General features: G+C 71.9%; 22 protein-coding genes and 1 pseudogene. 12 read left to right on the top strand and 11 right to left on the bottom strand.

Annotated features, from left to right (window positions below):
- Positions 1-42: 42 nt before the first annotated feature.
- A complete protein-coding gene (locus ACFZDA_RS20400; protein ID WP_391083125.1) occupies positions 43-1,107 on the top strand; it encodes an endo-1,4-beta-xylanase in 1,065 nt (354 codons plus the stop codon).
- Positions 1,108-1,675: 568 nt separating this feature from the next.
- On the opposite strand, the gene ACFZDA_RS20395 is transcribed toward ACFZDA_RS20400, so the two are convergent.
- The 3 genes from ACFZDA_RS20395 to ACFZDA_RS20385 all read right to left on the bottom strand — a co-directional run bounded on the left by ACFZDA_RS20395 (position 1,676) and on the right by ACFZDA_RS20385 (position 4,116).
- Positions 1,676-2,710 (bottom strand): substrate-binding domain-containing protein, encoded by a 1,035-nt coding sequence (locus ACFZDA_RS20395; RefSeq protein WP_391083122.1) that lies wholly within the window; start codon positions 2,708-2,710, stop codon positions 1,676-1,678.
- A gap of 198 nt (positions 2,711-2,908) precedes the next feature.
- Positions 2,909-3,115, bottom strand: coding sequence for a DUF5999 family protein (locus tag ACFZDA_RS20390; RefSeq protein ID WP_356923886.1), 207 nt, complete (start codon positions 3,113-3,115; stop codon positions 2,909-2,911).
- A 416-nt stretch (positions 3,116-3,531) separates the two neighbouring features.
- On the bottom strand, positions 3,532-4,116 hold the full coding sequence (locus tag ACFZDA_RS20385; protein ID WP_391083117.1) for a hypothetical protein: 585 nt from the start codon (positions 4,114-4,116) through the stop codon (positions 3,532-3,534).
- Positions 4,117-4,669: 553 nt separating this feature from the next.
- Between ACFZDA_RS20385 and ACFZDA_RS20380 the strand changes: the two genes are divergently transcribed.
- On the top strand, positions 4,670-6,187 hold the full coding sequence (locus ACFZDA_RS20380) for a glutamate-cysteine ligase family protein (protein WP_391083114.1): 1,518 nt from the start codon (positions 4,670-4,672) through the stop codon (positions 6,185-6,187).
- A 67-nt stretch (positions 6,188-6,254) separates the two neighbouring features.
- Positions 6,255-7,058 carry a type II CAAX prenyl endopeptidase Rce1 family protein gene (locus tag ACFZDA_RS20375; RefSeq protein WP_391083274.1) on the top strand — a complete coding sequence of 268 codons (804 nt, stop codon included), beginning with the start codon at positions 6,255-6,257 and terminating at the stop codon, positions 7,056-7,058.
- A gap of 21 nt (positions 7,059-7,079) precedes the next feature.
- Here ACFZDA_RS20375 and ACFZDA_RS20370 read toward each other — a convergent pair whose 3' ends face one another.
- On the bottom strand, positions 7,080-7,898 hold the full coding sequence (locus ACFZDA_RS20370; protein ID WP_391083111.1) for a PhzF family phenazine biosynthesis isomerase: 819 nt from the start codon (positions 7,896-7,898) through the stop codon (positions 7,080-7,082).
- A 64-nt stretch (positions 7,899-7,962) separates the two neighbouring features.
- Between ACFZDA_RS20370 and ACFZDA_RS20365 the strand changes: the two are divergent.
- Positions 7,963-8,188: pseudogene (locus ACFZDA_RS20365) on the top strand (winged helix-turn-helix transcriptional regulator); the annotation flags it as partial.
- A gap of 29 nt (positions 8,189-8,217) precedes the next feature.
- Here ACFZDA_RS20365 and ACFZDA_RS20360 read toward each other — a convergent pair.
- Positions 8,218-8,913 (bottom strand): hypothetical protein, encoded by a 696-nt coding sequence (locus ACFZDA_RS20360; protein WP_391083108.1) that lies wholly within the window; start codon positions 8,911-8,913, stop codon positions 8,218-8,220.
- Positions 8,914-9,371: 458 nt separating this feature from the next.
- Here ACFZDA_RS20360 and ACFZDA_RS20355 point away from each other — a divergent pair, with 458 nt between their 5' ends.
- Positions 9,372-10,007 carry a helix-turn-helix transcriptional regulator gene (locus tag ACFZDA_RS20355; RefSeq protein ID WP_391083106.1) on the top strand — a complete coding sequence of 212 codons (636 nt, stop codon included), beginning with the start codon at positions 9,372-9,374 and terminating at the stop codon, positions 10,005-10,007.
- 107 nt (positions 10,008-10,114) lie between these two features.
- Here ACFZDA_RS20355 and ACFZDA_RS20350 read toward each other — a convergent pair whose 3' ends face one another.
- Entirely contained in the window at positions 10,115-10,543 is a 429-nt protein-coding gene (locus tag ACFZDA_RS20350; protein ID WP_391083103.1) for an SRPBCC family protein, read from the bottom strand.
- Between the two features lie 222 nt (positions 10,544-10,765).
- Between ACFZDA_RS20350 and ACFZDA_RS20345 the strand changes: the two genes are divergently transcribed.
- From ACFZDA_RS20345 to ACFZDA_RS20335, 3 genes are all read left to right on the top strand, one after another.
- On the top strand, positions 10,766-11,338 hold the full coding sequence (locus tag ACFZDA_RS20345) for a Clp protease N-terminal domain-containing protein (RefSeq protein WP_391083099.1): 573 nt from the start codon (positions 10,766-10,768) through the stop codon (positions 11,336-11,338).
- A gap of 84 nt (positions 11,339-11,422) precedes the next feature.
- Positions 11,423-12,427 (top strand): EamA family transporter, encoded by a 1,005-nt coding sequence (locus ACFZDA_RS20340; RefSeq protein WP_391083096.1) that lies wholly within the window; start codon positions 11,423-11,425, stop codon positions 12,425-12,427.
- A gap of 282 nt (positions 12,428-12,709) precedes the next feature.
- Positions 12,710-13,645: an EamA family transporter gene (locus tag ACFZDA_RS20335; protein WP_391083093.1), complete on the top strand. Its 936-nt coding sequence runs from the start codon at positions 12,710-12,712 to the stop codon at positions 13,643-13,645.
- A 42-nt stretch (positions 13,646-13,687) separates the two neighbouring features.
- On the opposite strand, the gene ACFZDA_RS20330 is transcribed toward ACFZDA_RS20335, so the two are convergent.
- Entirely contained in the window at positions 13,688-14,371 is a 684-nt protein-coding gene (locus tag ACFZDA_RS20330; RefSeq protein ID WP_391083090.1) for a pyridoxamine 5'-phosphate oxidase family protein, read from the bottom strand.
- 35 nt (positions 14,372-14,406) lie between these two features.
- Between ACFZDA_RS20330 and ACFZDA_RS20325 the strand changes: the two genes are divergently transcribed.
- Positions 14,407-15,738 (top strand): aminotransferase class I/II-fold pyridoxal phosphate-dependent enzyme, encoded by a 1,332-nt coding sequence (locus ACFZDA_RS20325; RefSeq protein WP_391083087.1) that lies wholly within the window; start codon positions 14,407-14,409, stop codon positions 15,736-15,738.
- Between the two features lie 29 nt (positions 15,739-15,767).
- Here ACFZDA_RS20325 and ACFZDA_RS20320 read toward each other — a convergent pair whose 3' ends face one another.
- Positions 15,768-16,706: an EamA family transporter gene (locus tag ACFZDA_RS20320; protein ID WP_391083085.1), complete on the bottom strand. Its 939-nt coding sequence runs from the start codon at positions 16,704-16,706 to the stop codon at positions 15,768-15,770.
- Between the two features lie 74 nt (positions 16,707-16,780).
- On the opposite strand from ACFZDA_RS20320, the gene ACFZDA_RS20315 reads away from it, so the two are divergent.
- Entirely contained in the window at positions 16,781-17,683 is a 903-nt protein-coding gene (locus ACFZDA_RS20315) for a LysR substrate-binding domain-containing protein (RefSeq protein WP_391083082.1), read from the top strand.
- Between the two features lie 17 nt (positions 17,684-17,700).
- Here the strand turns inward: ACFZDA_RS20315 and ACFZDA_RS20310 are convergent, their stop codons facing one another.
- Positions 17,701-18,171 carry a pyridoxamine 5'-phosphate oxidase family protein gene (locus ACFZDA_RS20310; RefSeq protein WP_391083080.1) on the bottom strand — a complete coding sequence of 157 codons (471 nt, stop codon included), beginning with the start codon at positions 18,169-18,171 and terminating at the stop codon, positions 17,701-17,703.
- A gap of 140 nt (positions 18,172-18,311) precedes the next feature.
- Between ACFZDA_RS20310 and ACFZDA_RS20305 the strand changes: the two genes are divergently transcribed.
- A complete protein-coding gene (locus ACFZDA_RS20305; RefSeq protein ID WP_391083077.1) occupies positions 18,312-18,962 on the top strand; it encodes an isochorismatase family protein in 651 nt (216 codons plus the stop codon).
- Here the strand turns inward: ACFZDA_RS20305 and ACFZDA_RS20300 are convergent.
- Positions 18,949-19,416, bottom strand: a complete 468-nt coding sequence (locus ACFZDA_RS20300) for a Rieske 2Fe-2S domain-containing protein (protein ID WP_391083076.1) — start codon at positions 19,414-19,416, stop codon at positions 18,949-18,951. The genes ACFZDA_RS20305 and ACFZDA_RS20300 overlap by 14 nt on opposite strands.
- A 324-nt stretch (positions 19,417-19,740) precedes the next feature.
- On the opposite strand from ACFZDA_RS20300, the gene ACFZDA_RS20295 reads away from it, so the two are divergent.
- Complete coding sequence (locus ACFZDA_RS20295) at positions 19,741-20,106, top strand: DUF488 family protein (protein ID WP_391083074.1); 366 nt, start codon at positions 19,741-19,743, stop codon at positions 20,104-20,106.
- Here ACFZDA_RS20295 and ACFZDA_RS20290 read toward each other — a convergent pair whose 3' ends face one another.
- On the bottom strand, positions 20,107-20,553 hold the full coding sequence (locus tag ACFZDA_RS20290) for a cupin domain-containing protein (protein ID WP_391083071.1): 447 nt from the start codon (positions 20,551-20,553) through the stop codon (positions 20,107-20,109).
- Positions 20,554-20,600: the final 47 nt, after the last annotated feature.

Here is a 20,600-nt window from a genome sequence, read left to right as displayed (position 1 = left end):
CGCGAGCAGGGGACTCCCATCCCGATCGTGAGGAGTCGCACCATGCGCAACATCGCCACACGGCTCAGATTCACCGGGGCGCTCGCCGCCGCGCTGATGCTCGCAGGCATCGCCACCGGCCCCGCGGCCCAGGCCGCCGAGGAGCACGGCAAGGAACCGACCCTCGCCGACCTCGCCCAGCGGCACGGCCGCTACTTCGGCAGCGCGACGGACAATCCCGAGCTCGGCGACGCGCCCTACACGGCCCTGCTCGGCAGCGAGTTCGACCAGATCACCCCCGGCAACGGCATGAAGTGGTACGCGACCGAGCCCCGGCAGGGCGTGTTCGACTTCTCCCAGGGCGACGAGATCGTGAACCTCGCCCGCGCCAACCGGCAGAAGGTGCGCGGCCACACCCTCGTCTGGCACAGCCAGCTGCCCGAGTGGCTCACCGAGCGGGAGTGGACGGCCCCGGAGCTCAGGGCCGTGCTGAAGAAGCACATCCAGACCGAGGTACGGCACTACCGGGGCAAGGTGTTCGCCTGGGACGTCGTCAACGAGGCGTTCAACGAGGACGGTACGTACCGCGAGTCGGTCTTCTACAAGACGCTCGGGCCCGGTTACATCGCCGACGCGCTGCGCTGGGCGCATCAGGCCGATCCGCGCGTCAGGCTGTACCTCAACGACTACAACATCGAGGCGACCGGCCCGAAGAGCGACGCGTACTACAAGCTGGCCAAGGAACTGAAGGCCAAGGGCGTCCCGCTGCACGGCATCGGCCTCCAGACCCACCTCGCTCTCCAGTACGGCTATCCCTCCACCCTGGAGGACAACCTCCGCCGCTTCTCCCGGCTCGGCCTCGACACCGCGCTGACCGAGGTCGACATACGGATGCAGCTGCCCGCGACCGCGGAGAAGCTGACCCAGCAGGCCGAGTGGTACCGGGACCTGACCGAGGCCTGCCTGGCGGTGCGCCGCTGCGTCGGCGTCACCCTCTGGGACTACACGGACAAGTACTCGTGGATCCCGGCGTTCTTCCCGGGCGAGGGCGCGGCCCTGCCGTGGGACGAGCAACTGGCCCCGAAGCCGGCGTACTTCGCGCTGCGGGAGGCACTCGGGGGGCGGTAGGGGGATGGGTGGCGCCCCGGTGTACGGGGCGATGTGGGGCGGGGCGCCATCCAGACCGGGTCGGGGGGACTTCCTACGGCCACACCGCGCCGCTTCGGCGGGGGGTGGGCGTGGCTGGGGGGCGGGGGCCGGAGGCCGGCGTGGCCCGGGGGGAGGAGCGGCGTGGCAGGAGGCGGTGCGGGCGGCGTGGCAGGAGGCGGTGCGGGCTGAGGGGGGCATGGCCGGAGGTGGTACGGCGGGGGCGGCGTGGCCGGAGGTGGTGCGGGGGAGGCGCCGTGGCCGGAGGTGGTGCGGGGTTGCCGCAGGCCACGCCTGGCGGAAGGCCGCGGCGGCATTGCGCCGACCAGTGGGGGCGCAGCGCGCCGTGCCGGGGGAGGTGGCCTCGCTGCCGTGGGGGTGTCGGGCCGGAGAGCTGCCCGCAGCCACACCCACGGCGCGAGGGGCCGGCCCCGCCACGCCCCGCGCTTCGCGGTTCAGCAGGGCTTCTTCAGCTCGTACCGCCGCGCCCATTCGTGAGGTGCGTGCCGCCGGAGGTGCCCTCCCCGTTCTGGCCACCGGGGTCGGTTCGTCAGGTGTGTGCCGCCGGAGGTGCCGTGCTGGCCCTCACCACCAGGTGTGTTCCCAGTTCGACCCGAGGGGAGGCCGGGTGATCGTCGTGGGTCGGGTGGAGCACCGTGCGGACGGCCAGTTTGCCCATGTCGGCCAGGGGCTGGCGGACGGTGGTCAGGGGCGGGGCCGACCAGCGGACTTCCGGGAGGTCGTCGAAACCGACCACGCTCATGTCCTGCGGCACCCGCAGCCCGCGCCGGCGCAGTGCCTCGATCGCGCCGAGTGCCATCTGGTCGCTGGCCGCGAACACGGCGGTCGGCGGCTCGGGCAGGCCGAGCAGGGCCTCGCAGGCGGTGAAGCCGGACTCGGGGCGGAAGTCGCCGGGGACGACGAGGGACTCGTCCCTCGCGATGCCGGCGCCTTCCAGAGCCGCGCGGTAGCCGTCCAGCCGGGCCCGTGAGCACAGCAGTCGCGTCGGCCCCGCGATCAGGCCGATCCGGCGGTGGCCCAGGGACAGCAGGTGTTCCGTGGCCGCCATGCCGCCCGACCAGTTGGCGGCACCGATCGTGGGAGCCTCCAGGGCGGGGGAGCCAACCGGGTCGACGACCACCAGCGGGACGCCGAGTATGCGCAGTTCCTCGTGGAGCGTCGGTTCCAGGGCCGAGGTGACGAGGATGACGCCGTCCGAGGCCCGGGCCCGGAGGTTGCGCATCCACTCGCGGGCGTCGCCCGAACGTCCGTGGATGGCCGACACCACCGTGCCGACCCCGGCGGCGTGCGCGACTTCCTCGACCCCGCGGATGATCTCCACGGCCCAGGGGCTGTCGAGGTTGTTGAACACCAGGTCGAGCAGGCCGGCCCGGGTGCCCGCGGCCGCGGGGCGCTTGCGGTAGCCGTGCCGGCGCAGCAGGTCCTCGACGCGGGCCCGGGTCTGCGGTGACACGTCGGACCGGCCGTTGACGACGCGGGACACGGTCGGTACGGACACGCCGGCCTGCCGGGCGATCTCCGTGATCGTGACCTTGCCCCCGGCCACGGCCTCATGTGCTGCCACTCGCCCCACCTCCGTCGAAGGGTGCCCGAAACTTCCAGGAGTCTTCCGGAAAGCGGCCATCCGTGGGAAGGCGTACCGTCCCGTTCATGGCGGTGACGGTGAGTGACGGCCCCCGGACACGCGTCGGGGCCGGTTCGCAGGGTCTCCTGCGGCCGGCCCCTCATATCTGCGGGCGGGAGGTCACGCCGCCCGACGGCCTCAGGCGGCCGTCATCACCTGGCTGGAGGCCAGCGGACGGTGCGGGGCGATGACCCGGCCGTCCGGCAGGAGCTCGCCGGTGTCCTCGAAGAGCAGCACACCGTTGCACAGCAGGCTCCAACCCTGCTCCGGGTGGTGCGCCACGAGACGGGCGGATTCCCGGTCGGCGGAGTCGGCTGACGGGCACGGAGTCTGGTGCTGGCACATGGGTGGGATCTCTCGCTGAGTCGTGGTGGATGGCGTGGCTGAGTCGGCTGTCGTGTCTGTTCCGCGGCTAGAAGTATCGTTCATGGCCGCCCCCCGTTGTGATAAGTCGTCGGAACCCAGTGTTGCCCCACGGGCGTCGATCCGCAGGGATTTCGCGGCACGGCTTCTCACAGCTTAATGACGCATCACCCGCGCGGACGGTTCACCCCAACTGGACTGTCACTTCGGATGGTTCGTGGGGGTCGAATGAGGCTAGTCCGGTCGGGCAGGTGATCCTTTCCGGCTCGTACGAGCTATTGAGTACTCGTATGAGCGAATAAGGGTGACGGGACAAAAGAGCGCGACCCCGCCGCCGGTGAATTCGGCGACGGGGCGCGGAGCGCTTCGGCGTATGGAGAGCTTCGGGGCGCGGCGCTTCAGGCGGGTGAGCCGAGCAGTCGCGTGGGAGCCACCCGGTGGGTGAGCACCGGGAGCAGTTCGGCGACGCGGTGCGGGCGATGGGCCGCGATGCCGGGAGGCGCGGGGGCCAGTGGGACGAGCAGGTCGGTGGCGGTGGGGTGGCCGGCGGCGCCGTCGGCGGTGCAGTCCTCGTGCAGCCAGAGCGTCAGCATGTACAGGCCCGGCACGGACAGCAGGCGGGGCTGGTACGGCTGCGACATCGTCTCGGCCTGGCGCAGGGCGCGCTCGGTGGAGGCGATGTACGGGCCTTCGAAGAAGCGGGAGAAGGCCCAGCCGTCGGGAGTCAGCATGGTCTCCGCCGCGGCCACCGCACGGTCGCCGCTGCGGATCAGGAAACGCCACCCGGCGAGCCGGGTGGCCGCCACACCCTCGGCCGTGACGCGGTCGAGGACATGGACGGGCAGGGGCAGCTCGGGGGTGACGGGTCCCTGGGCGCGGAGCAGGGAGGGGGTCCGGGCCTCGCGGACCACGGTGGGAGAGGAGAGCGCAGTCAGGACGGAACGGAGTGCGGGCGCGGGAGCCGGGGGGACATGCAGCGGCATGGTGGGTCGCCTCTCAGTTCAAGGCACGGTGGCACGAGGGCGGGGGCGGACGGCGCTGTCAGCTCACGGGGGTCGGAGAGGCAGGGGCCGGGGTCTCAAGAACGAGAGGGGGGTGGGCCCGCCGAACATCGCCTCGACGGCATGACCCATCGACCGTGGGCGCCAACCTTCTGCCTTCTTCGCGGAGTTTATACGACACGGGTTCAGGCTGTGTTTCGTCTAGCCGTTTCCGGTGAGTAGAACAAGAGTACATTCGGTCGGCGATACGCGAGAATTATCCCGATTCCCCGCGGGGGTGCGCGGCGATGACCTCGGCGAATGCTCCCACGGCGGTCGGCCCATTCTCGTCGGCGTTTTTCACGAGTTCGCGCAACCCCGAAACCCCGGCCGTCGCGTCATGCCGAGTGAATGTGCCACCGGTCATCCGTGACCAGCGTAGCGGCCGACGGGCCCGCCCGGGACGTTATCGATCGCTTTCGCTGGGCATCCTCCACCTGACCGGGACCCCGGCGGCCGGATCTTCGGCCCGCATCATCCGAGGAGGGACGCTTCGATGGGGGAGAAGGTCGTGGCAGGCGGGTTCGACCTGTCCGATCGCCAGCGCTACCGCGACAAGCTCCGTCGGTGCCTGACGGGCTTGGAGCGACTCCTGGCGGAGAAGCGGTTCGATCGCCCCAAGAACCTCATGGGGCTGGAGATCGAGTTGAATCTCGTGGGCACCGACGGCATGCCGAAAATGTTGAACGCGCAAGTCCTGGAACGTATCGCGAGCCGTGATTTCCAAACAGAACTCGCCATGTTCAACCTGGAAGTCAACATTCCCCCACACCGTGTGGGTGGCCGGGTATTCGACCGGCTCGCGGAGGAACTCCGCACGTCACTGGCATATGCCGACCGGAAAGCCGGTGAGGTCGACGCGGGAATCGTGATGATCGGTATTCTGCCGACCCTCGACCGGGACGACCTGGTGTCGTCGAACCTCTCCGACGTCGACCGCTACACCCTCCTCAACGACCAGATCGTGGCCGCCCGGGGCGAGGACTTCACCCTCGACATCGCCGGCGTGGAGCACCTCAGCTGCACCTCCAAGTCCATCGCGCCGGAGGCCGCCTGCACCTCCGTGCAACTGCACCTCCAGGTCACCCCGGCCCGCTTCGCCGACGTGTGGAACGCGGCCCAGGCGGTCGCCGCCGCGCAGATCGCCGTCGGGGCCAACTCGCCGTTCCTCTTCGGCCGTGAGCTGTGGCGCGAGTCGCGGCCCCCGCTGTTCCAGCAGTCCACCGACACCCGCCCGCCCGAACTCCAGGCCCAGGGGGTCCGGCCGCGCACCTGGTTCGGGGAGCGCTGGATCACCTCGGCGTACGACCTGTTCGAGGAGAACCTGCGCTACTACCCGGCGCTGCTGCCGATCTGCGACGACGAGGACCCGCTGGAGGTGCTCGACCAGGGAGGCGCCCCGTCCCTCGCCGAGCTCGTCCTGCACAACGGCACCATCTACCGCTGGAACCGCCCCGTCTACGGCATCGCCGACGGCGTCCCCCACCTGCGCGTGGAGAACCGCGTCCTGCCCGCCGGGCCCACCGTCGTCGACGTCGTCGCCAACGCCGCGTTCTACTACGGCCTCGTCCGCGCCCTCGCCGAGGAGTCCCGGCCGGTGTGGGCCCGGCTGCCGTTCGAGGAGGCCGCCGCCAACTTCGACGCCGCGTGCAAGGACGGCATCGACGCCCGCTTCACCTGGCCCCGGCGCGGCCGCTACGGCGGCACCGCACAGGTCGACGCGGTGAGCCTGGTCCGCGACGAACTGCTGCCGCTCGCCGAGGCCGGGCTGGACGCGTGGGGCGTGGAGCCGGCCGACCGCGATCTGTACCTGGGCGTGATCGAGGAGCGGTGCCGGCGCAGGGTGAACGGGGCGAGCTGGCAGGCCGCGACCTTCCACAAGGCACTGGACGCGGGCCACCCGAGGGAAGCCGCGCTGGCCGCCACGACCCGGCGCTACCGCGAGCTGATGCACAAGGGGGAGCCGGTGCACACCTGGCCTGTGGGGTCGCCGGAGCCGGTGCCGTTGGGCTGACGCGCCGCCGGGCCGATGTCCCGCTGCCCTCATACTGATCCGACAGGTCGGTGAAGTGGAGGCAGGTGTGCAGGCGGAGGCGAGCCCGGGGGCCGACGATTCCATTCCCCAGCAGCGGCTCTCGTTGCGGATGCTCCGCAACGAGACGCTGCTCGTACTGGCGCTGTCGCTGGGGGCGAGCGCGGTCTCCGCCCTGATCAGCTTCCTCGGGTCGGTCACCAAGCCCGGCGGGCTGAGGGACCAGGCGGCCACGATGAACGCCTCGGCCGCGCCCGGCCGTCCCTGGCTCGACCTGGCCTGGCAGCTCTTCGGGATCACGACGGCCCTCGTGCCCGTCGCGCTCGTCGCGCACTTCCTGCTGCGCGAGGGCGCGAGTCTGCGCACCATCGGGTTCGACCGCACCCGCCCCTGGCCCGACCTCGGCCGCGGGGCGGCGATCGCGGCGGTCATCGGCAGTACCGGGATCGCCTTCTACCTGGCCGCCCGCGGCCTCGGCTTCAACCTCACCGTGGTGCCCGAGGCGCTGCCCGGCGTGTGGTGGAAGTACCCGGTGCTGATCCTCTCGGCGATCCAGAACGCGGTGCTGGAGGAAGTGATCGTCGTCGGCTACCTGCTGCGCCGCCTCGGCCGGCTGGGCTGGACCCCGACGGCCGCGCTGGTGGGCAGCTCGGTCCTGCGCGGCTCCTACCACCTCTACCAGGGCATCGGCGGCTTCGTCGGCAACATGGTCATGGGTGTGGTGTTCGTCTGGCTGTACCGCCGCTGGGGCCGGGTGGGCCCGCTGGTGGTGGCCCACTCGCTGCTCGACATCGGCGCCTTCGTGGGGTACGCCCTGCTGGCGGGCAAGGTCGGGTGGCTGCCGACGGCGTGAGCCACCGGGGGAGGGCTCGTCTCAGGCCAGCAGCTCACCCTCGATGACGGTGACCGCCCTGCCGGACAGCAGGGTGCGCTCGCCGCGCAGTTCCGTGCGGACGCGGCCGGAGCGTGGCGAGGCCTGCAGGCCGGTGAGGCGGGGGCTGCCGAGGCGCTCGGACCAGAACGGGGCGAGCGCGGTGTGGGCGCTGCCGGTCACCGGGTCCTCGTCGATGCCGACGTTCGGGAAGAAGCAGCGCGAGACGAAGTCGTAGCCCCGGCCGGGGTCGTCCGCCCGGGCCGTGGCGATGACGCCGCGCTCGGACTGGGCGGCGAGGGCCTTGAGGTCGGGGGCGAGACCGCGCACCGTCTTCTCGTCGGCGACCTCGACCAGCAGGTCGCCGGTGTTCGGGCCGGTGTCCAGGACCGTGCGCGGCTCGGCGCCCAGGCACTCGGCGAGGCCGTCCGGCGGGTCGATCCGGGTGAGCGGAGCGGTCGGGAAGTCGAGCGTGACGGAGCCGTCCTCGGCGGGCGTGGCGATGAGGACGCCGCTGCGGGTGGCGAACCGTACGGGGCCCTCGTGGGCGCCGGTGGTGTGCAGGACGTGGGCGGTGGCCAGGGTCGCGTGGCCGCACATCGCGACCTCGGTGGCCGGAGTGAACCAGCGCAGCGCCCAGTCGGCCTCGCCGCCCTCGGGGAGGGGGTGGGCGAAGGCCGTCTCGGCGTGGTTGACCTCCAGGGCGACGTTCTGGAGCCGGGTGTCGTCCGGGAAGGCGCCCGCGTCGTTCAGGAGAACGACCCCGGCCGGGTTGCCGGAGAAGGGGCGATCGGTGAAGGCGTCGACGATGTGAATCCGCATGCCCCGACGCTAGAGGCTCGCCGAAGCGGCGAACCAAGGCCAATACGCGAGTCCTGGACCGATTCAGTGGAGCCTGCTCGTCATCCGCGACGCGATGGACGGGGCGCGTTCGTTCACCGGGTTCCGGCGGCGGACCGGCATCGCCCGCAACATCCTCACGGACCGCCTGCGCAAGCTCACCGCTCACGGGGTCCTCGCGCAGCGCACCGCACCCTCGGGCCGCCGCCGGGAATACGTACGCACCGACGCCGGCCGCGACCTCTTCCCGGTCATCGTCACCCTGCGCCCAGATCCAAAGGGCAACCTCCGTCGCGACGGTTCAGCGAAGCAGTGCTGCACGCAGGGTGATGCCGTGCCGCGTACGCAGCCGCCGCAGTTCCCACAGCGCCACGGCGGTGACGGTCAGCGGGGCTCCCAGAATGAAGGCCACCCGTACCCCGAACGGCACACCGTCGTAGGCGCCCCGGAACACGTCGAAAAGAGTGACTTCCCAAACGAGCAGCGTCGCCAGCAGCGGTGGAACCGTCTCGTGGACGTCTGCTGTCCGGAAGACATGCACGAGTGACTGCGCGATGCCGTAGAAACCAAAGGGAGCGAGCCACAAACAGAAGGCGCCCAGGGCAAACAGAAGCACCACCCGCCCTGCCGACGCCGTCCAGTCAGTGTCCTCGGTCACGTAACCCAGCCCTGTGATCAGTCGTGGCACAGCAAGCGTGACGACCAGCGCGAGCAGCGCCCCGGCGGGCTTGACCGCGCGGCGCAAGAACAGGCGCCGGTTGGGTGGGCGGGCCGCCGCGATGAAGACGGCGACGGCGACCGGGAACGTCACCGCCAGCACAATGAGGGTGGTACGGATCTGGCCGAAGCGGTCGTTCATCACGGCGTCGGCGTCTGACGCCAGCCCGTAGGACAACAGCATCCACGTGACAGCGACCAGGCCGACGACCGTCCGAAAGACCTGCACCTTCTTCACCACCGGGTCGTCCACACGGTTCGGACGGGACGGCGTGAACACCGCCCGCCCCACAGCGATGGGATTGAAGAGACGTCCGAAGGTCAGCGGGCGCGCCGGAGCCGGCGGCCAGGGGCCCGCCGGCGGCACGGGTGGCCAACCCGGTCCCGGCGGTTGTCCTCCGCCGTATGGATTCCACGGCGCCCCGCCCCCGCTGCCACTCATCCCCGCGTCCTTCCGGTCGTCGTTTCCAGAGGCCACGAGGAGGATCGCAGATATCAGCGCGTGAAAACGCCTGGTTCCCAATGCAATTGCGCTGCAGTCGTGTGCCAGCCACCGGGCCACCACCGCTGGGACTCTCGAACACACCATCTCCAGCCGATCGCGGACACGGCGGCCAGGCAGGCACGCGGTCCGCTGCCGAAACACCCTGACCTGCAAACGGGCCTTGCCATGCGAGCACTACCGATATATCGTTGAGGCATCGCGACAGATCAACGATGGAATGGAGAGTGTTTGCGATGCATACTCACGGATTCGAGCACGGGCATGGCCACGGCGGACCCCGTCACGGCGGCCGGGGTGGCTTCGAGGCGCTGCGTGCGGCCTTCGGGCCCTTCGGGCCGGGTGGTCCCGGTCCCGGCTGGGGCGGGCCCGGCGGTCCGGGCTTCGGTCCCGGACCCTGGGGCGGGCGAGGGCGCGGCGGGCCGAGGGGAAGGGCGCGGCGCGGTGACGTGCGGGCCTCGATCCTGGCCCTGCTCAAGGATCGCCCGATGCACGGCTACGAGATGATCCAGGAGATCGCCGAGCGCAGCGGCGGGGCGTGGAAGCCCAGTCCCGGCTCGGTGTACCCCACCCTTCAGCTGCTGGAGGACGAAGGTCTGATCACGAGTGAGTCCGAGGGCGGCAAGAAGCTGTTCGCACTCACCGAGGCGGGCCGCGCCGCGGCCGGGGAAGGGCCCGAGGCGCCCTGGGAGGAGGCCTCCCGCGGGGTCGACTGGGAGGCTCTCGGGGAGATCCGCCAGGCCGGCTTCGGTCTCATGGAGGCCTTCGGCCAGGTCTGGAAGACCGGCAGCAAGGAGCAGCGGGAGAAGGCGCTCGGCGTCATCAACGAGGCCCGCAAGAAGCTGTATCTGATCCTCGCCGACGAGGACTGATGACCGCGAGGGCCGGACGGGCGCCCTGTGGAGTGATCCGCGGGGCGCCTCGGCTTGTGCCGGTTGTGCCGGTTGTGCCGGTTGCGCCGGACCGCCTGGCGTCGGCGTCAGCTCACCAGCCCGTCCAGCTTGCGCAGCGACTCGTTCAGGGCGGCCGTGGCCGAATCCTTGAGCCTGCCCGCCATCAGCGACACCGTCGCGCCCGTGAACTCGCCGTCGATGCGGACCGTCGTCGCGTCGCCGTCGGGTGTGAGGGTGTAGCGCGTCGCCACGGTCACGCCCATCGGGCCCTTGCCGCGGATGGCGAGCACCCGGGCCGGTTCCAGTGCCTCGACGGTCCACTCCACCTCGGCCGGGAAGTTCATCAGCCGCATGTTCTCCCGGAACGTCGCGCCGATCTCAAGGGGTTCGGGGCCGCCCTCCGGGAAGCTCGTGTGGGTCGCGTTCCACTCGCCGTACGAGGACCAGTCCGTGAGCCCGGCCCACACCTTCCCGGCCGGTGCCCCGATGCGTGCCTGAGCGCTGACTTCGGCCATGCGACCACCTCTTCACGTCGGGCTGGATGTCGCGGAACGTAGCCGTGACGGGCGCAATGTTCAATACTGACGAACTGTCAGGCATGCCGGGATCGTGGCGCGCCACAGCCTGATGTCCTCCCCAAGGAGGAGATTCCGGCCGGCGATGTCCACTTCCTGTGGGACGCGAGAATGCTTCCCTCCGGGGATGTCCCGGGCGCCCGGGGCTGATGGGGTAGGGGTGTGCAACCCCCTATCCCTCGCCAGTCGGCCCATGAGCACGGCATCCACCGCGCGGATGATGACGCCGGGCTCAGTGACGAGCTGGCATCGGTGGTCACCGGTGCCCGCCGGAGGGCGGTCAGGGACGCGGATCGCCAGATCGACACGGCCCATCTGCTCCACTCGCTGCTGGAGTCCGACCCGCAGGCGCGTGCCGTCTTCGGTGAGGGGCCGCAGCTCGCGCGGCTGCTCGGCTACCTCGTCCAGCGCAGCATCGGCTACGGCCTGCGCTGGCAGAACGGCGTCGAGGACTCCGGCGCCGCCCCCGTCGTGACGGGCACCGCGGGCTTCTCACCGCTGGCCGCCGCCTCGATGGAGTACGCCCGCGAACGGGCCGCGCGGCACGGCGGCCCGGCCCGCGGCGTGGACCTGCTCGGGGCGATCGTCGTCGACCCTCAGGCGCGCGCGGTCGAGGTGCTCCGACGCGCCGGGCTCGACCCGCACGCGGTGCTCGCCCGTATCGACGGCTGGACCGACCGGCCTCAGGAGTGCGCGTCCGAGCAGTGCGTCTCAGGTGGCGAAGCCGGTCACTGACCGTGCCTTCGCCGCGCCGCTCGACGTCCAGACAGTGAGACAGGTGCCATAGGGGATGACGCTCCTGTCAGGGCCTGCCATCATGTGCCGGTGCGTACGTCTGACAGCAGTCCCGGCAGGCACGGCAAGGGCGTAGGGCTCGGCCTCGCGCTCCTGTCCGCGATCGCCTTCGGCGGCTCCGGTGTCGCGGCCAAGCCGCTGATCGAGGCGGGCCTGGACCCCCTGCACGTGGTGTGGCTGCGGGTGACCGGGGCGGCCCTGGTGATGCTGCCACTCGCCGTGCGCCACCGGGCGCTGCTGCGCCGCCGGCCCGGGCTGCTCGCCGGGTTCGGGCTGCTGGCCGTCGCCGGCGTCCAGGCCTGCTATTTCGCCGCGCTCTCCCGTATCCCCGTCGGAGTGGCGCTGCTCATCGAGTACCTGGCGCCCGCCCTCGTGCTGGGCTGGGTGCGGTTCGTGCAGCGGCGGCCCGTGACGCGTGCCGCGGCGGTCGGTGTCGTCCTCGCGGTCGGCGGGCTCGCGTGTGTCGTCGAGGTGTGGTCGGGGCTCCGCTTCGACGCCCTGGGGCTGCTGCTCGCCCTGGGCGCGGCCTGCTGCCAGGTGGGGTACTTCGTCCTCTCCGACCAGGGCAGCGACGCCGGGGACGAGGCGCCCGACCCGCTCGGCGTCATCGCCTATGGCCTGCTCGTGGGTGCGGCCGTACTGACCGTCATCGCCCGGCCCTGGAGCCTGGACTGGTCCGTGCTCACCGGTACCGCGCGCATGGACGGCACGCCCGTCGCCGCGGTCGCCCTGCTGGCCTGGATCGTCCTCGTCGCCACGGTCGTCGCGTACGTGACCGGCGTGCTCGCCGTGCGCCGGCTCTCCCCGCAGGTCGCCGGGGTCGTGGCCTGTCTCGAAGCGGTCATCGCCACCGTCCTGGCCTGGATCCTGCTCGGCGAGCACCTGTCGGCGCCGCAGCTCGCCGGTGGCGTGATCGTGCTGGTGGGCGCGTTCATCGCGCAGTCCTCGACGCCCGCCAGGGGCTCCGAGCGGCCGGTGGCGAGCGGCGGCCCGGAAAGGAAGTTGTCCCGGCCCGGAACGCCCGCATAGGGTGCCGATCATGTCTTCGAACGCGCTCGTTCTTCCGCCTCCGGCCGCCTGAGGCGGGCCCTCCGGAAACCGCGCCCGGCGTTTCACCACCGGGCCGAACGGTGCTGCCCGCAGACGAAGTCCGCGGACCCCGCTGATCCGACATGATCCGCTGATCCGACATGATCCGCTGATCCGATGTGATCCGTTGATCCGATGTGATCCGGGGTTCTTCCCGAACTTCCGCGCACCAGCCGCCGCCGATCCCGCGCGGCGTGCCGTGCGCGTCTGCGGAGAGAACACGTGTCGAACACTGCCTCCGGCCTGCCCGTCGGGCGAGGCCTCCTCTATCTGATCGTCGCCGGTGCCGCCTGGGGCACCGCGGGCGCGGCCGCCTCACTGGTCTACCGGGCCAGTGACCTGGGTCCCGTCGCCCTCTCCTTCTGGCGCTGCGCCGCCGGTCTCGTGCTGCTGCTCGCCGCCCGCCTCGTCCGGCCGGGCGTCCAGGCCGCCGTACGCGGGCCGCTGGGCCGCAGGGCGCTGCGCTCCGGGGTCACCGGGCTCGGGCTCGCGGTGTTCCAGACGGCCTACTTCGCGGCCGTCTCGGCCACCGGCCTCGCCGTCGCCACGGTCGTCACCCTCGGCGCCGGGCCCGTGCTCATCGCGCTCGGCGCCCGGCTGACGCTCGCCGAGCGCCTCGGCCGGGGCGGAGCCGTCGCCGTGGCGGGTGCCCTCGCCGGACTCGCGGTCCTCGTCCTCGGCGGCGGGGACACGACCGTACGCCCGGGGGGTGTGCTGCTCGCGCTGCTGTCGGCGGCCGGGTACAGCGCCATGACGCTGCTCACCCGGCGGTGGGGCCGCGACGGCGAAACCGACGCCTCCCGGACGACCGTCTGGGCGTTCGCCGTCACGAGCCTGTGCCTGTTGCCGTTCGCCCTGGCCGAGGGGCTGCTGCCGCACACCGGGGAGCCCGGCCGGCTCCTGGTGCTGCTGGCGTACGTCGCCGCCGTCCCCACGGCCCTCGCCTACGGCCTGTACTTCGCGGGCGCGGCCGTCGTACGGTCGGCCACCGTCTCGGTGATCATGTTGCTGGAGCCGGTGAGCGCCGCGGTGCTCGCCGTCGTCGTGCTCGGCGAGCACCTCACGGTGGCGACGCTGGCCGGCACCGTGCTGATGCTGGGCTCGGTCGTGGGGCTTGCGGTCGGGGAGGCGCGGGGCGCCAGGGCGAGTAGCCGGTGATGCCGGTGTGAGATCACCGGGCCCTCAGGTGCCGCAGTGGCCTCACCGTGCCGTCAGGTAGGCGGGCGGTTCGATGCCGGGGGCCAGGTCGTGGTTGGCGACCGGGGTGCCGTAGCCCTGGTGCAGGGGGATGACACCGGCCCAGTGGGGGAGGGCGAGGTCCTCGGGGTCGTCGTTGGCGCCGCCGGTGCGGACCTTGGCGGAGACCTCGTCCAGGTCCAGGCGGATCACCGCGGTGGCGGCCAGCTCCCTCTTGTTGCCCGGCCGCGAGTCGGCGGAGCGGCCCGGGACGACCTGGTCGACCAGGGCGTCCAGGGCCTGCCGCTTCTCCTCGGGGTCCGTCACGTCATGGGCGACGCCGTGCACCACCACGGAGCGGTAGTTGATCGAGTGGTGGAAGGCCGAGCGGGCCAGGACCAGCCCGTCCACGTGTGTGACGGTCAGGCAGACCGGGAGACCCGGGTCGGCCTGGCCGGCCTCCCGCAGCGGGCGCGAGCCCGTCGAGCCGTGCACATAGAGCCGCTCGCCGACCCGGGCGTACAGGGTGGGCAGCACGACCGGCGCGCCGTCGCGGACGAAGCCCAGATGGCAGACGTAGGCCCCGTCGAGTACCGAGTGCACCAAGTCCTTGTCGTACGAGGCCTTGTGTGCGGCGCGCGTGGGGACGGTGCGGTCGGTCGGGGTGTAGGCGTCGGGCTGCGACGGCGTCTGCGTGGTCCCCTGCATGGTGCTCTCCATTGCATTAGTGCATAATAAGCTTTGTGCTAGGAGAGTATCGGATCAGCGGGCGCCGCGCAGCGGAGATCTCCGCGAGCATCGAGCAGGCGGTGGGGAGCGGTGAGTTGCCGCCGGGTCGACTGCTGCCGCCCATGAGGGAGTTGGCGGAGCGGCTGGGAGTGAATCCCAACACCGTCGCGGCCGCGTACCGGATCCTGCGCGAGCGCGGGGTGATCGAGACCGCGGGCCGGCGCGGCAGCCGGGTGCGGCCCGCGCCGGCCACGACCGGGCGGGACCGCATCAGGGTGGACGTCCCCGAGGGCGTGCGCGACATGGCGAACGGCAGTCCGGATCCGGCGCTGCTGCCGCCGCTCGCCGGGGCGTTCGCGGCGGCGGCGGCCGAGGGCGACCGGGCGCCCGTACTGTACGGGGCCGACCCGCTGGAGCCGGAGCTGGCCCGGACGGCCCGTGCCGGGCTCGACGCCGACGGGGTGCCGCAGGGGCCGCTCGCCGTGGTCTTTGGGGCACTCGACGGCGTCGAGCGGGTGCTCGCGGCCCACCTCAAACCCGGGGACACCGTCGCCGTGGAGGACCCCGGCTGGGGCCGCACCCTCGACCTCGTGCCCGCGCTCGGGCTCAGGACCGCTCCCGTCGGGGTCGACGACGAGGGGCCTCTCGCCGACGACGTGCGGCGGGCGCTGGAGTCCGGGGCGCGTGCGCTGATCGTCACGGACCGGGCGCAGAACCCGACCGGCGCCGCGGTGAGCGCCGGGCGCGCGCGTGCCCTGCGGTCCGTGCTCCGGGAGCACCCGGAGACCCTCCTCATCGAGGACGACCACGGGCACGGCATCGTCGACGTGCCCCTTCATCCACTGGCCGGCGTCACCCGGCACTGGGCGTTCGTACGCTCGGCCGCCAAGGCCTACGGACCCGATCTGCGCCTCGCCCTGCTCACCGGGGACGTCGTCACCGTCGACCGGGTCCGCGGCCGGCAGCGGCTCGGGCCCGGCTGGGTGAGCCTGCTGATGCAGCGGGCGCTGGTGCGGCTGTGGACCGACGGGGCGGTGGACACGGGCGCGGTGGCGGCAGCGTACGGGCGGCGCAGGGACGCCCTGATCGACGCGCTCGGCCGGCGCGGAGTCGTGGCGCGCGGGCGCAGCGGTATGAACGTGTGGGTGCCCGTGCCGGACGAGACCGGTGCCGTCGCGCGGCTGCTGCACGCCGGCTGGGCCGTCGCCCCCGGCGCCCGCTTCCGGCTGAGCGCACCGCCCGGCATCCGCGTGACCGTCTCGACCCTCACCGACGACGAGACCGAGGCGCTGGCCGACGCGATCGCCTCGGCCCTCGGCCCGGCTCCGGCACGGAGTTATGTCTGAGGCTTCCCGGCTGGATGGGCGGGGCTCCCTCACACCCGGGGCCTCGGCCGTACCTGCGTGAGTGCGGCGCCGACCAGGACGACGACCGCTCCGACCGGTGTCGACCAGGTGAGCGACTCGCCGAGGAGGGTGACGCCGGCGGCCGTGGCGATGACCGGGATGAAGTACGTCACCATCTGGGCCGTCGTCGGGCCGACCTCGGCGACCAAGCCGTACTGGAGGAGGACGGCGAGGCCCGTGCCCAGTGCGCCCAGGGCGGCGATCGCCAGCAGCGGTGCGACGGACAGGGTGGTGGGCAGAGCCGTGAACAGCGGGGTGACGGCGGCCAGTTGGACCGTCGCGAGCAGCAACTGCGCGCCCGTCATCGACAGGTGCGAGTGGCCGGTGCCGGCCAGGGTGCGGCGGACGTAGATCCAGCCGATCGGGTAGCTGAGGGAGGCCAGCAGGGCCAGCGCCGTGCCGCCGGCGTCCAGACCGTGGAAGCCCTGCCAGGCGCCCAGTACCGTGAGCACGCCCAGGAAGCCGAGCCCGAGCCCGGCGACCCGCACCCGGGTCGGACGGTCCTCCGACAGGGCGACCAGCGACAGTGCCATGCCCCACAGCGGCGAGGTCGCGTTGCAGATGCCCGCGAGCGTGGACGGGATGGTCAGCTCGGCGTACGCGAACAGGGAGAACGGCAGGGCGTTGAGCAGGAACGCGGCGACCGCCAGATGCCCCCATGTGCGCGCCCCGCGCGGCAGCCGCTCCCGGCGCACCGCCATCGCGGCGGCCAGCACCGCCGTACCGAACACCAGCCGGCCGAGCGTGACCTGGAACGGCGCATACCCTTCGGTGCCCACCTTGATGAGGAGGAAGCTGAAGCCCCAGATCAGGGACAGGGCGGCGAAGCGCAGACGCCAGTCGAGGCGGCGACGGGGGCGGTCGCCCGAAGCGGTGGCGAGGCGGCCGGGGGTGGTGACGGTGCTCATGGAGGACACGATGCCGGGCAGAACCTCGTAGCACAATCGATATTTCGCATCCGGTATCGCTTAGAATTGCTTACATGTTGAACCTGGAGCGCCTGCGCACCCTCGATGCCCTCGCCCTGCACGGCTCGGTCAGCGGCGCGGCCGAGGCGCTGCACATCACGACGTCGGCCGTCTCCCAGCAGATGTCCAAGCTGGAGCGGGAGGTCGGCCAGCGGCTCCTCGCCAAGAACGGGCGTGGCGTGCGCCTGACCGACGCGGGCCGGCTGCTCGCCGAGCACGCCGCGCGCATCCTGTCCCAGGTCGAACTGGCCCAGTCCGACCTGGAGGCGCAGCGCGGAAAGGTCGTCGGCGAGCTGAGGCTCTCGGCGTTCCCGACGGCCGCCCGCGGCCTGTTCCCGCTCGCGCTGCCCGCGCTGCGCGAGCGGCATCCCGCCCTCCGGCTGCGCTCCTGCGAGCTGGAACCGGAGGCCGGCATCGCCGGGGTGGTGCGCGGCGACCTCGACCTCGCCGTGGTGCTCGACTGGTACAACAAGCCGATGGCGCTGCCCGACGGCCTGGTCAAGGCGTCGATCATGGACGATCCCGCCGATGTCGCCATGCCCGCCGACCACCGGCTCGCCGGGCGGGACGAGGTGGACCTCGCCGAGTTCGCCGACGACGAGTGGATCACCTGGGGCAAGGGGGAGTTCTGCCACGAGTGGCTGATGTTCACGCTCCGCTCGAAGGGCATCGAGCCGCTCGTCGGCCACCGCGCCGCCGAGACCCACACCCAGCTCGCGCTGGTCGCCGCCGGCCTCGGCGTGTGCGTCGCCCCGCTGCTCGGCCGCCGTCCCGTGCCCGCCGGCGTCGTGACCGTCCCCGTCAGACAGCGGGTCCGGCGGCATGTGTACGTGGTCTGGCGCGCGGACGCCGACCGCCGGCCGTCGATCCGTGCCGCGGTGAAGGCCCTCCAGGAGGCGGGGGAGAGCCTCGGCTGAGCCCGCGCCGCCGTTCTCTACCGCGCCGCCAGCTTGCGGAAGTCCCAGGAGACGATCTTCTGCGGCGTCAGACGTATCCAGGCGTGCCGGCCGTCGTGCGGCATCTCCTCCATGCGGAAGTTCTTCCGGGCGAACAACATCTCCGGGACGTCGAGTTCGGCGCGCAGCTCGCCGGTGCGCGGGATCTCGCCCACGAACTCGACGGTGCCCGACAGCTCGACGCCGCGCAGGTCGTCGTACTCCTCGCCGGTGTCGACCACGATCGCCACCCGCGGATCGCGCCGCAGGTCGATCCACCGTTTGCTGCGCACGACCGAGTACAGCCACATCGAGGTGCCGTCCCAGGCGAACCACAGCGTGCTCACATGCGGGGCGCCGTCGGCCGACACCGTGGCCACCCGGCAGGTGCGCTGCGTGGTGAGGAAATCGTCCAGCTCGCCAGGCGTCATCATGATCTTCCGGCCCCGGCGCTGCTGAGTGACGGTCATGCTCCCCCTCTTTCCTTCTTCTCTCACGTCGTGCCAGAGGAGATCCTCTGACATCACGTCAGAAAAGAATGAGTTCTCTTCCGTCCGCGCGCAATGGTGGCTACGCTCGCGCGCCCAGCCGCCGGCGCCCAGGGGGAACCGTGCCCGCGAACACAGAGCTCAGCGAACTCCTCGATCCGCGGACCACCGTGCTGCTCACCGTCGAGTGCCAGGAGGGCGTCGTCGGACCGGACAGCGCACTGCCCGAACTCGCCGGGCAGGCACGCGCCGGCGGGGTCCTCGGCAACGTCGCCCGCCTGGTGGCCGCCGCCCGCGAGAGCGGTGTGCAGGTCGTGCACGCCGTCGCCGAACGCCGCCCCGACGGCCGCGGGGCCAGCCGCAACGCCCCTTTGTTCCGGGCCGCCGAACGCCTGCCCGTCCAGCAGTTGACCGGCACGCCGGCGGTGCGGGTCGCGGCCCCGATCGAGGTCGCCGAGGAGGACCTCGTCGTACGGCGCCTGCACGGGCTGTCGCCCCTCCAGGGCACCGATGTCGACCCGCTGCTGCGCAACCTCGGCTGCCGCACCCTGATCGTCACCGGGGTCTCGGCCAACGTGGCCGTTCCCAACGCCGTGTTCGACGCCGTGAACCGTGGCTACACCGCCGTCGTCCCGGCGGACGCCATCGCGGGGGTTCCGTCCGACTACACCCCCGCGATGATCCGTCACACCCTCGCGTGGGTCGCCACGGTCGCGACCACGGACGAGGTGCTGGCGTGTCTGGAGCGCCCGCGGGGGCTCAGGCGAGCGTGATGGAGTCGCCGTTCACGCTGATCTTCTTCGCCTCCAGCGGTTCGACCGCAGGGCCCTTCTTCACGCTCCCGTCGAGGACGGAGAACTGACTGCCGTGGCAGGTGCAGGAGATGACGTCGTCCTTGAGGTCCACCATCGGGCAGTTGCGGTGGGTGCAGAGCGTGGAGAAGGCCTTGTAGTCGCCCGCCGCCGGCTGGGAGACCACGACCTTCTCGTCCTTGAAGATCTTGCCGCTGCCCTCGGGGATGTCGGAGGTCTTGGCGAGCGCCGCACCACCGGCTCCTTCGTTCGTCGCGCCGCCGCCGGTGGCCGCGCCCTGTTCGGTGGACGAACCGGACGCCTCGTCCTGCGATCCGCACGCCGTCAGCGCCACGGTGAGCCCTGCCGCGCCCACCGCCGCCACGACGTTTCGGCGGCTCGGTCCCGACGTGGGCTGAACTGATTCGCTGGTCATGCTGACGTTCCTTCCGGGGATTCGTGATCTGCCGAGAGGTACGGCCCCTGGGGACCGGCTGTTCAGACAGTGCAGAAATCCTGCCTGGTGCGCGCTGCGGCGTGGGTAAAGCAGGGCTGTCGGTTCCCTGTCGGGTTCCGGGCTCGCCCGCTTATCGAAAATGGTTGTTGTCGACCTTGCGCAGCGTGGCCCCGCACCTCCGACGAGGCCAGGACAGGCCACCCACGTAAAATGGGTGCGTCAGAGACACCCCTCGCGCGGGGCAGGCGTCGGCCGCCCGCGGTCGCGGGGACGGACTGACCGATCGATCTGGAAGGTGCCGTCATGGCCAAGCGGATCACCTACCGCCGAGTCTATGAAGAGACCACCCCCGAGGACGGCAAGCGGGTCCTTGTCGATCGCGTCTGGCCACGGGGCATGCGCAAGGCCGACGCGCACCTGGACGAGTGGCTGCGCGATGTCGCTCCCTCGACCGACCTGCGCCGTTGGTACGGCCATGAGCCCAGCCGCTTCGCCGAGTTCCGCCGCCGGTACCTGTCCGAGCTCAAGGACGCCGGGCACCAGCAGGCCGCCGAGCAGTTGCGCAACCTCGCCGCCCACGACAGGCTCACGCTCCTGACCGCCACCAAGGACGTGGATCACAGCCAGGCGGCCGTACTCGCTGAATGGCTGACGGGGACGCGCCGGTGATCAGCTGCCCGCGGCGGAGCGGGACCGGATCTGCATGCCGGGGCGTCGGCGGTGAACGGTGAGATAGGACAGGCCCTCCGGGCCCGCGGTGATGCGGCGGGCCGAGCCGTGGGGAAGCCAGAACAGCGCGCCACCTGTGAGGGGTTCGGTCCGGTCGCTGGTGCCGAGGACGCCGTGTCCGGCGACGACGAGCAGAAGCACGTCGAGATCGGGCTCGGTGTGGGTCTCGACGCACTGGTCAGCCGGCAGGTGGACCAGGTTGGCGTCGAGCTGACGGCCGGACTCGGTGAGCTTCCACACGGCACCCGCCGTCGCCGGATCGGCCTGGGCGAGAGCATGGATGTCGCACAGCAGGCGCGGCACCGGCGCGGGAGCGGACCCGGGGGAGGACACGGCAACGTCCGCGTCGCTCACCCCGGGGGTACCGGGGGGTGGGGTGTCGGGCATCGACGGCCGCCTTTCCGATCCGTACCCGCCGGACCTCCGGGCGGGTT

Origin of the sequence: Streptomyces sp. NPDC007991 (genome assembly GCF_042958445.1) — a bacterium.
In the GTDB taxonomy this organism is placed as follows: Bacteria; Actinomycetota; Actinomycetes; order Streptomycetales; family Streptomycetaceae; genus Streptomyces.
Note: the sequence above shows the minus strand (reverse complement) of the source record. Positions and strands in the feature narration are given on the sequence as shown.

Excerpts from the sequence above, each read along its gene's own strand:
- ACFZDA_RS20390 (WP_356923886.1), bottom strand. The coding sequence starts at position 3,115 with ATGTGCCAGCACCAGACTCCGTGCCCGTCAGCCGACTCCGCCGACCGG.
- ACFZDA_RS20290 (WP_391083071.1), bottom strand. The coding sequence starts at position 20,553 with ATGCCCGACACCCCACCCCCCGGTACCCCCGGGGTGAGCGACGCGGAC.
- ACFZDA_RS20350 (WP_391083103.1), bottom strand. The coding sequence starts at position 10,543 with ATGGCCGAAGTCAGCGCTCAGGCACGCATCGGGGCACCGGCCGGGAAG.
- ACFZDA_RS20320 (WP_391083085.1), bottom strand. The coding sequence starts at position 16,706 with ATGAGCACCGTCACCACCCCCGGCCGCCTCGCCACCGCTTCGGGCGAC.
- ACFZDA_RS20355 (WP_391083106.1), top strand. The coding sequence starts at position 9,372 with ATGCATACTCACGGATTCGAGCACGGGCATGGCCACGGCGGACCCCGT.
- ACFZDA_RS20380 (WP_391083114.1), top strand. The coding sequence starts at position 4,670 with ATGGGGGAGAAGGTCGTGGCAGGCGGGTTCGACCTGTCCGATCGCCAG.
- ACFZDA_RS20310 (WP_391083080.1), bottom strand. The coding sequence starts at position 18,171 with ATGACCGTCACTCAGCAGCGCCGGGGCCGGAAGATCATGATGACGCCT.
- ACFZDA_RS20370 (WP_391083111.1), bottom strand. The coding sequence starts at position 7,898 with ATGCGGATTCACATCGTCGACGCCTTCACCGATCGCCCCTTCTCCGGC.
- ACFZDA_RS20330 (WP_391083090.1), bottom strand. The coding sequence starts at position 14,371 with ATGCAGGGGACCACGCAGACGCCGTCGCAGCCCGACGCCTACACCCCG.
- ACFZDA_RS20295 (WP_391083074.1), top strand. The coding sequence starts at position 19,741 with ATGGCCAAGCGGATCACCTACCGCCGAGTCTATGAAGAGACCACCCCC.
- ACFZDA_RS20315 (WP_391083082.1), top strand. The coding sequence starts at position 16,781 with ATGTTGAACCTGGAGCGCCTGCGCACCCTCGATGCCCTCGCCCTGCAC.
- ACFZDA_RS20300 (WP_391083076.1), bottom strand. The coding sequence starts at position 19,416 with ATGACCAGCGAATCAGTTCAGCCCACGTCGGGACCGAGCCGCCGAAAC.
- ACFZDA_RS20385 (WP_391083117.1), bottom strand. The coding sequence starts at position 4,116 with ATGCCGCTGCATGTCCCCCCGGCTCCCGCGCCCGCACTCCGTTCCGTC.
- ACFZDA_RS20400 (WP_391083125.1), top strand. The coding sequence starts at position 43 with ATGCGCAACATCGCCACACGGCTCAGATTCACCGGGGCGCTCGCCGCC.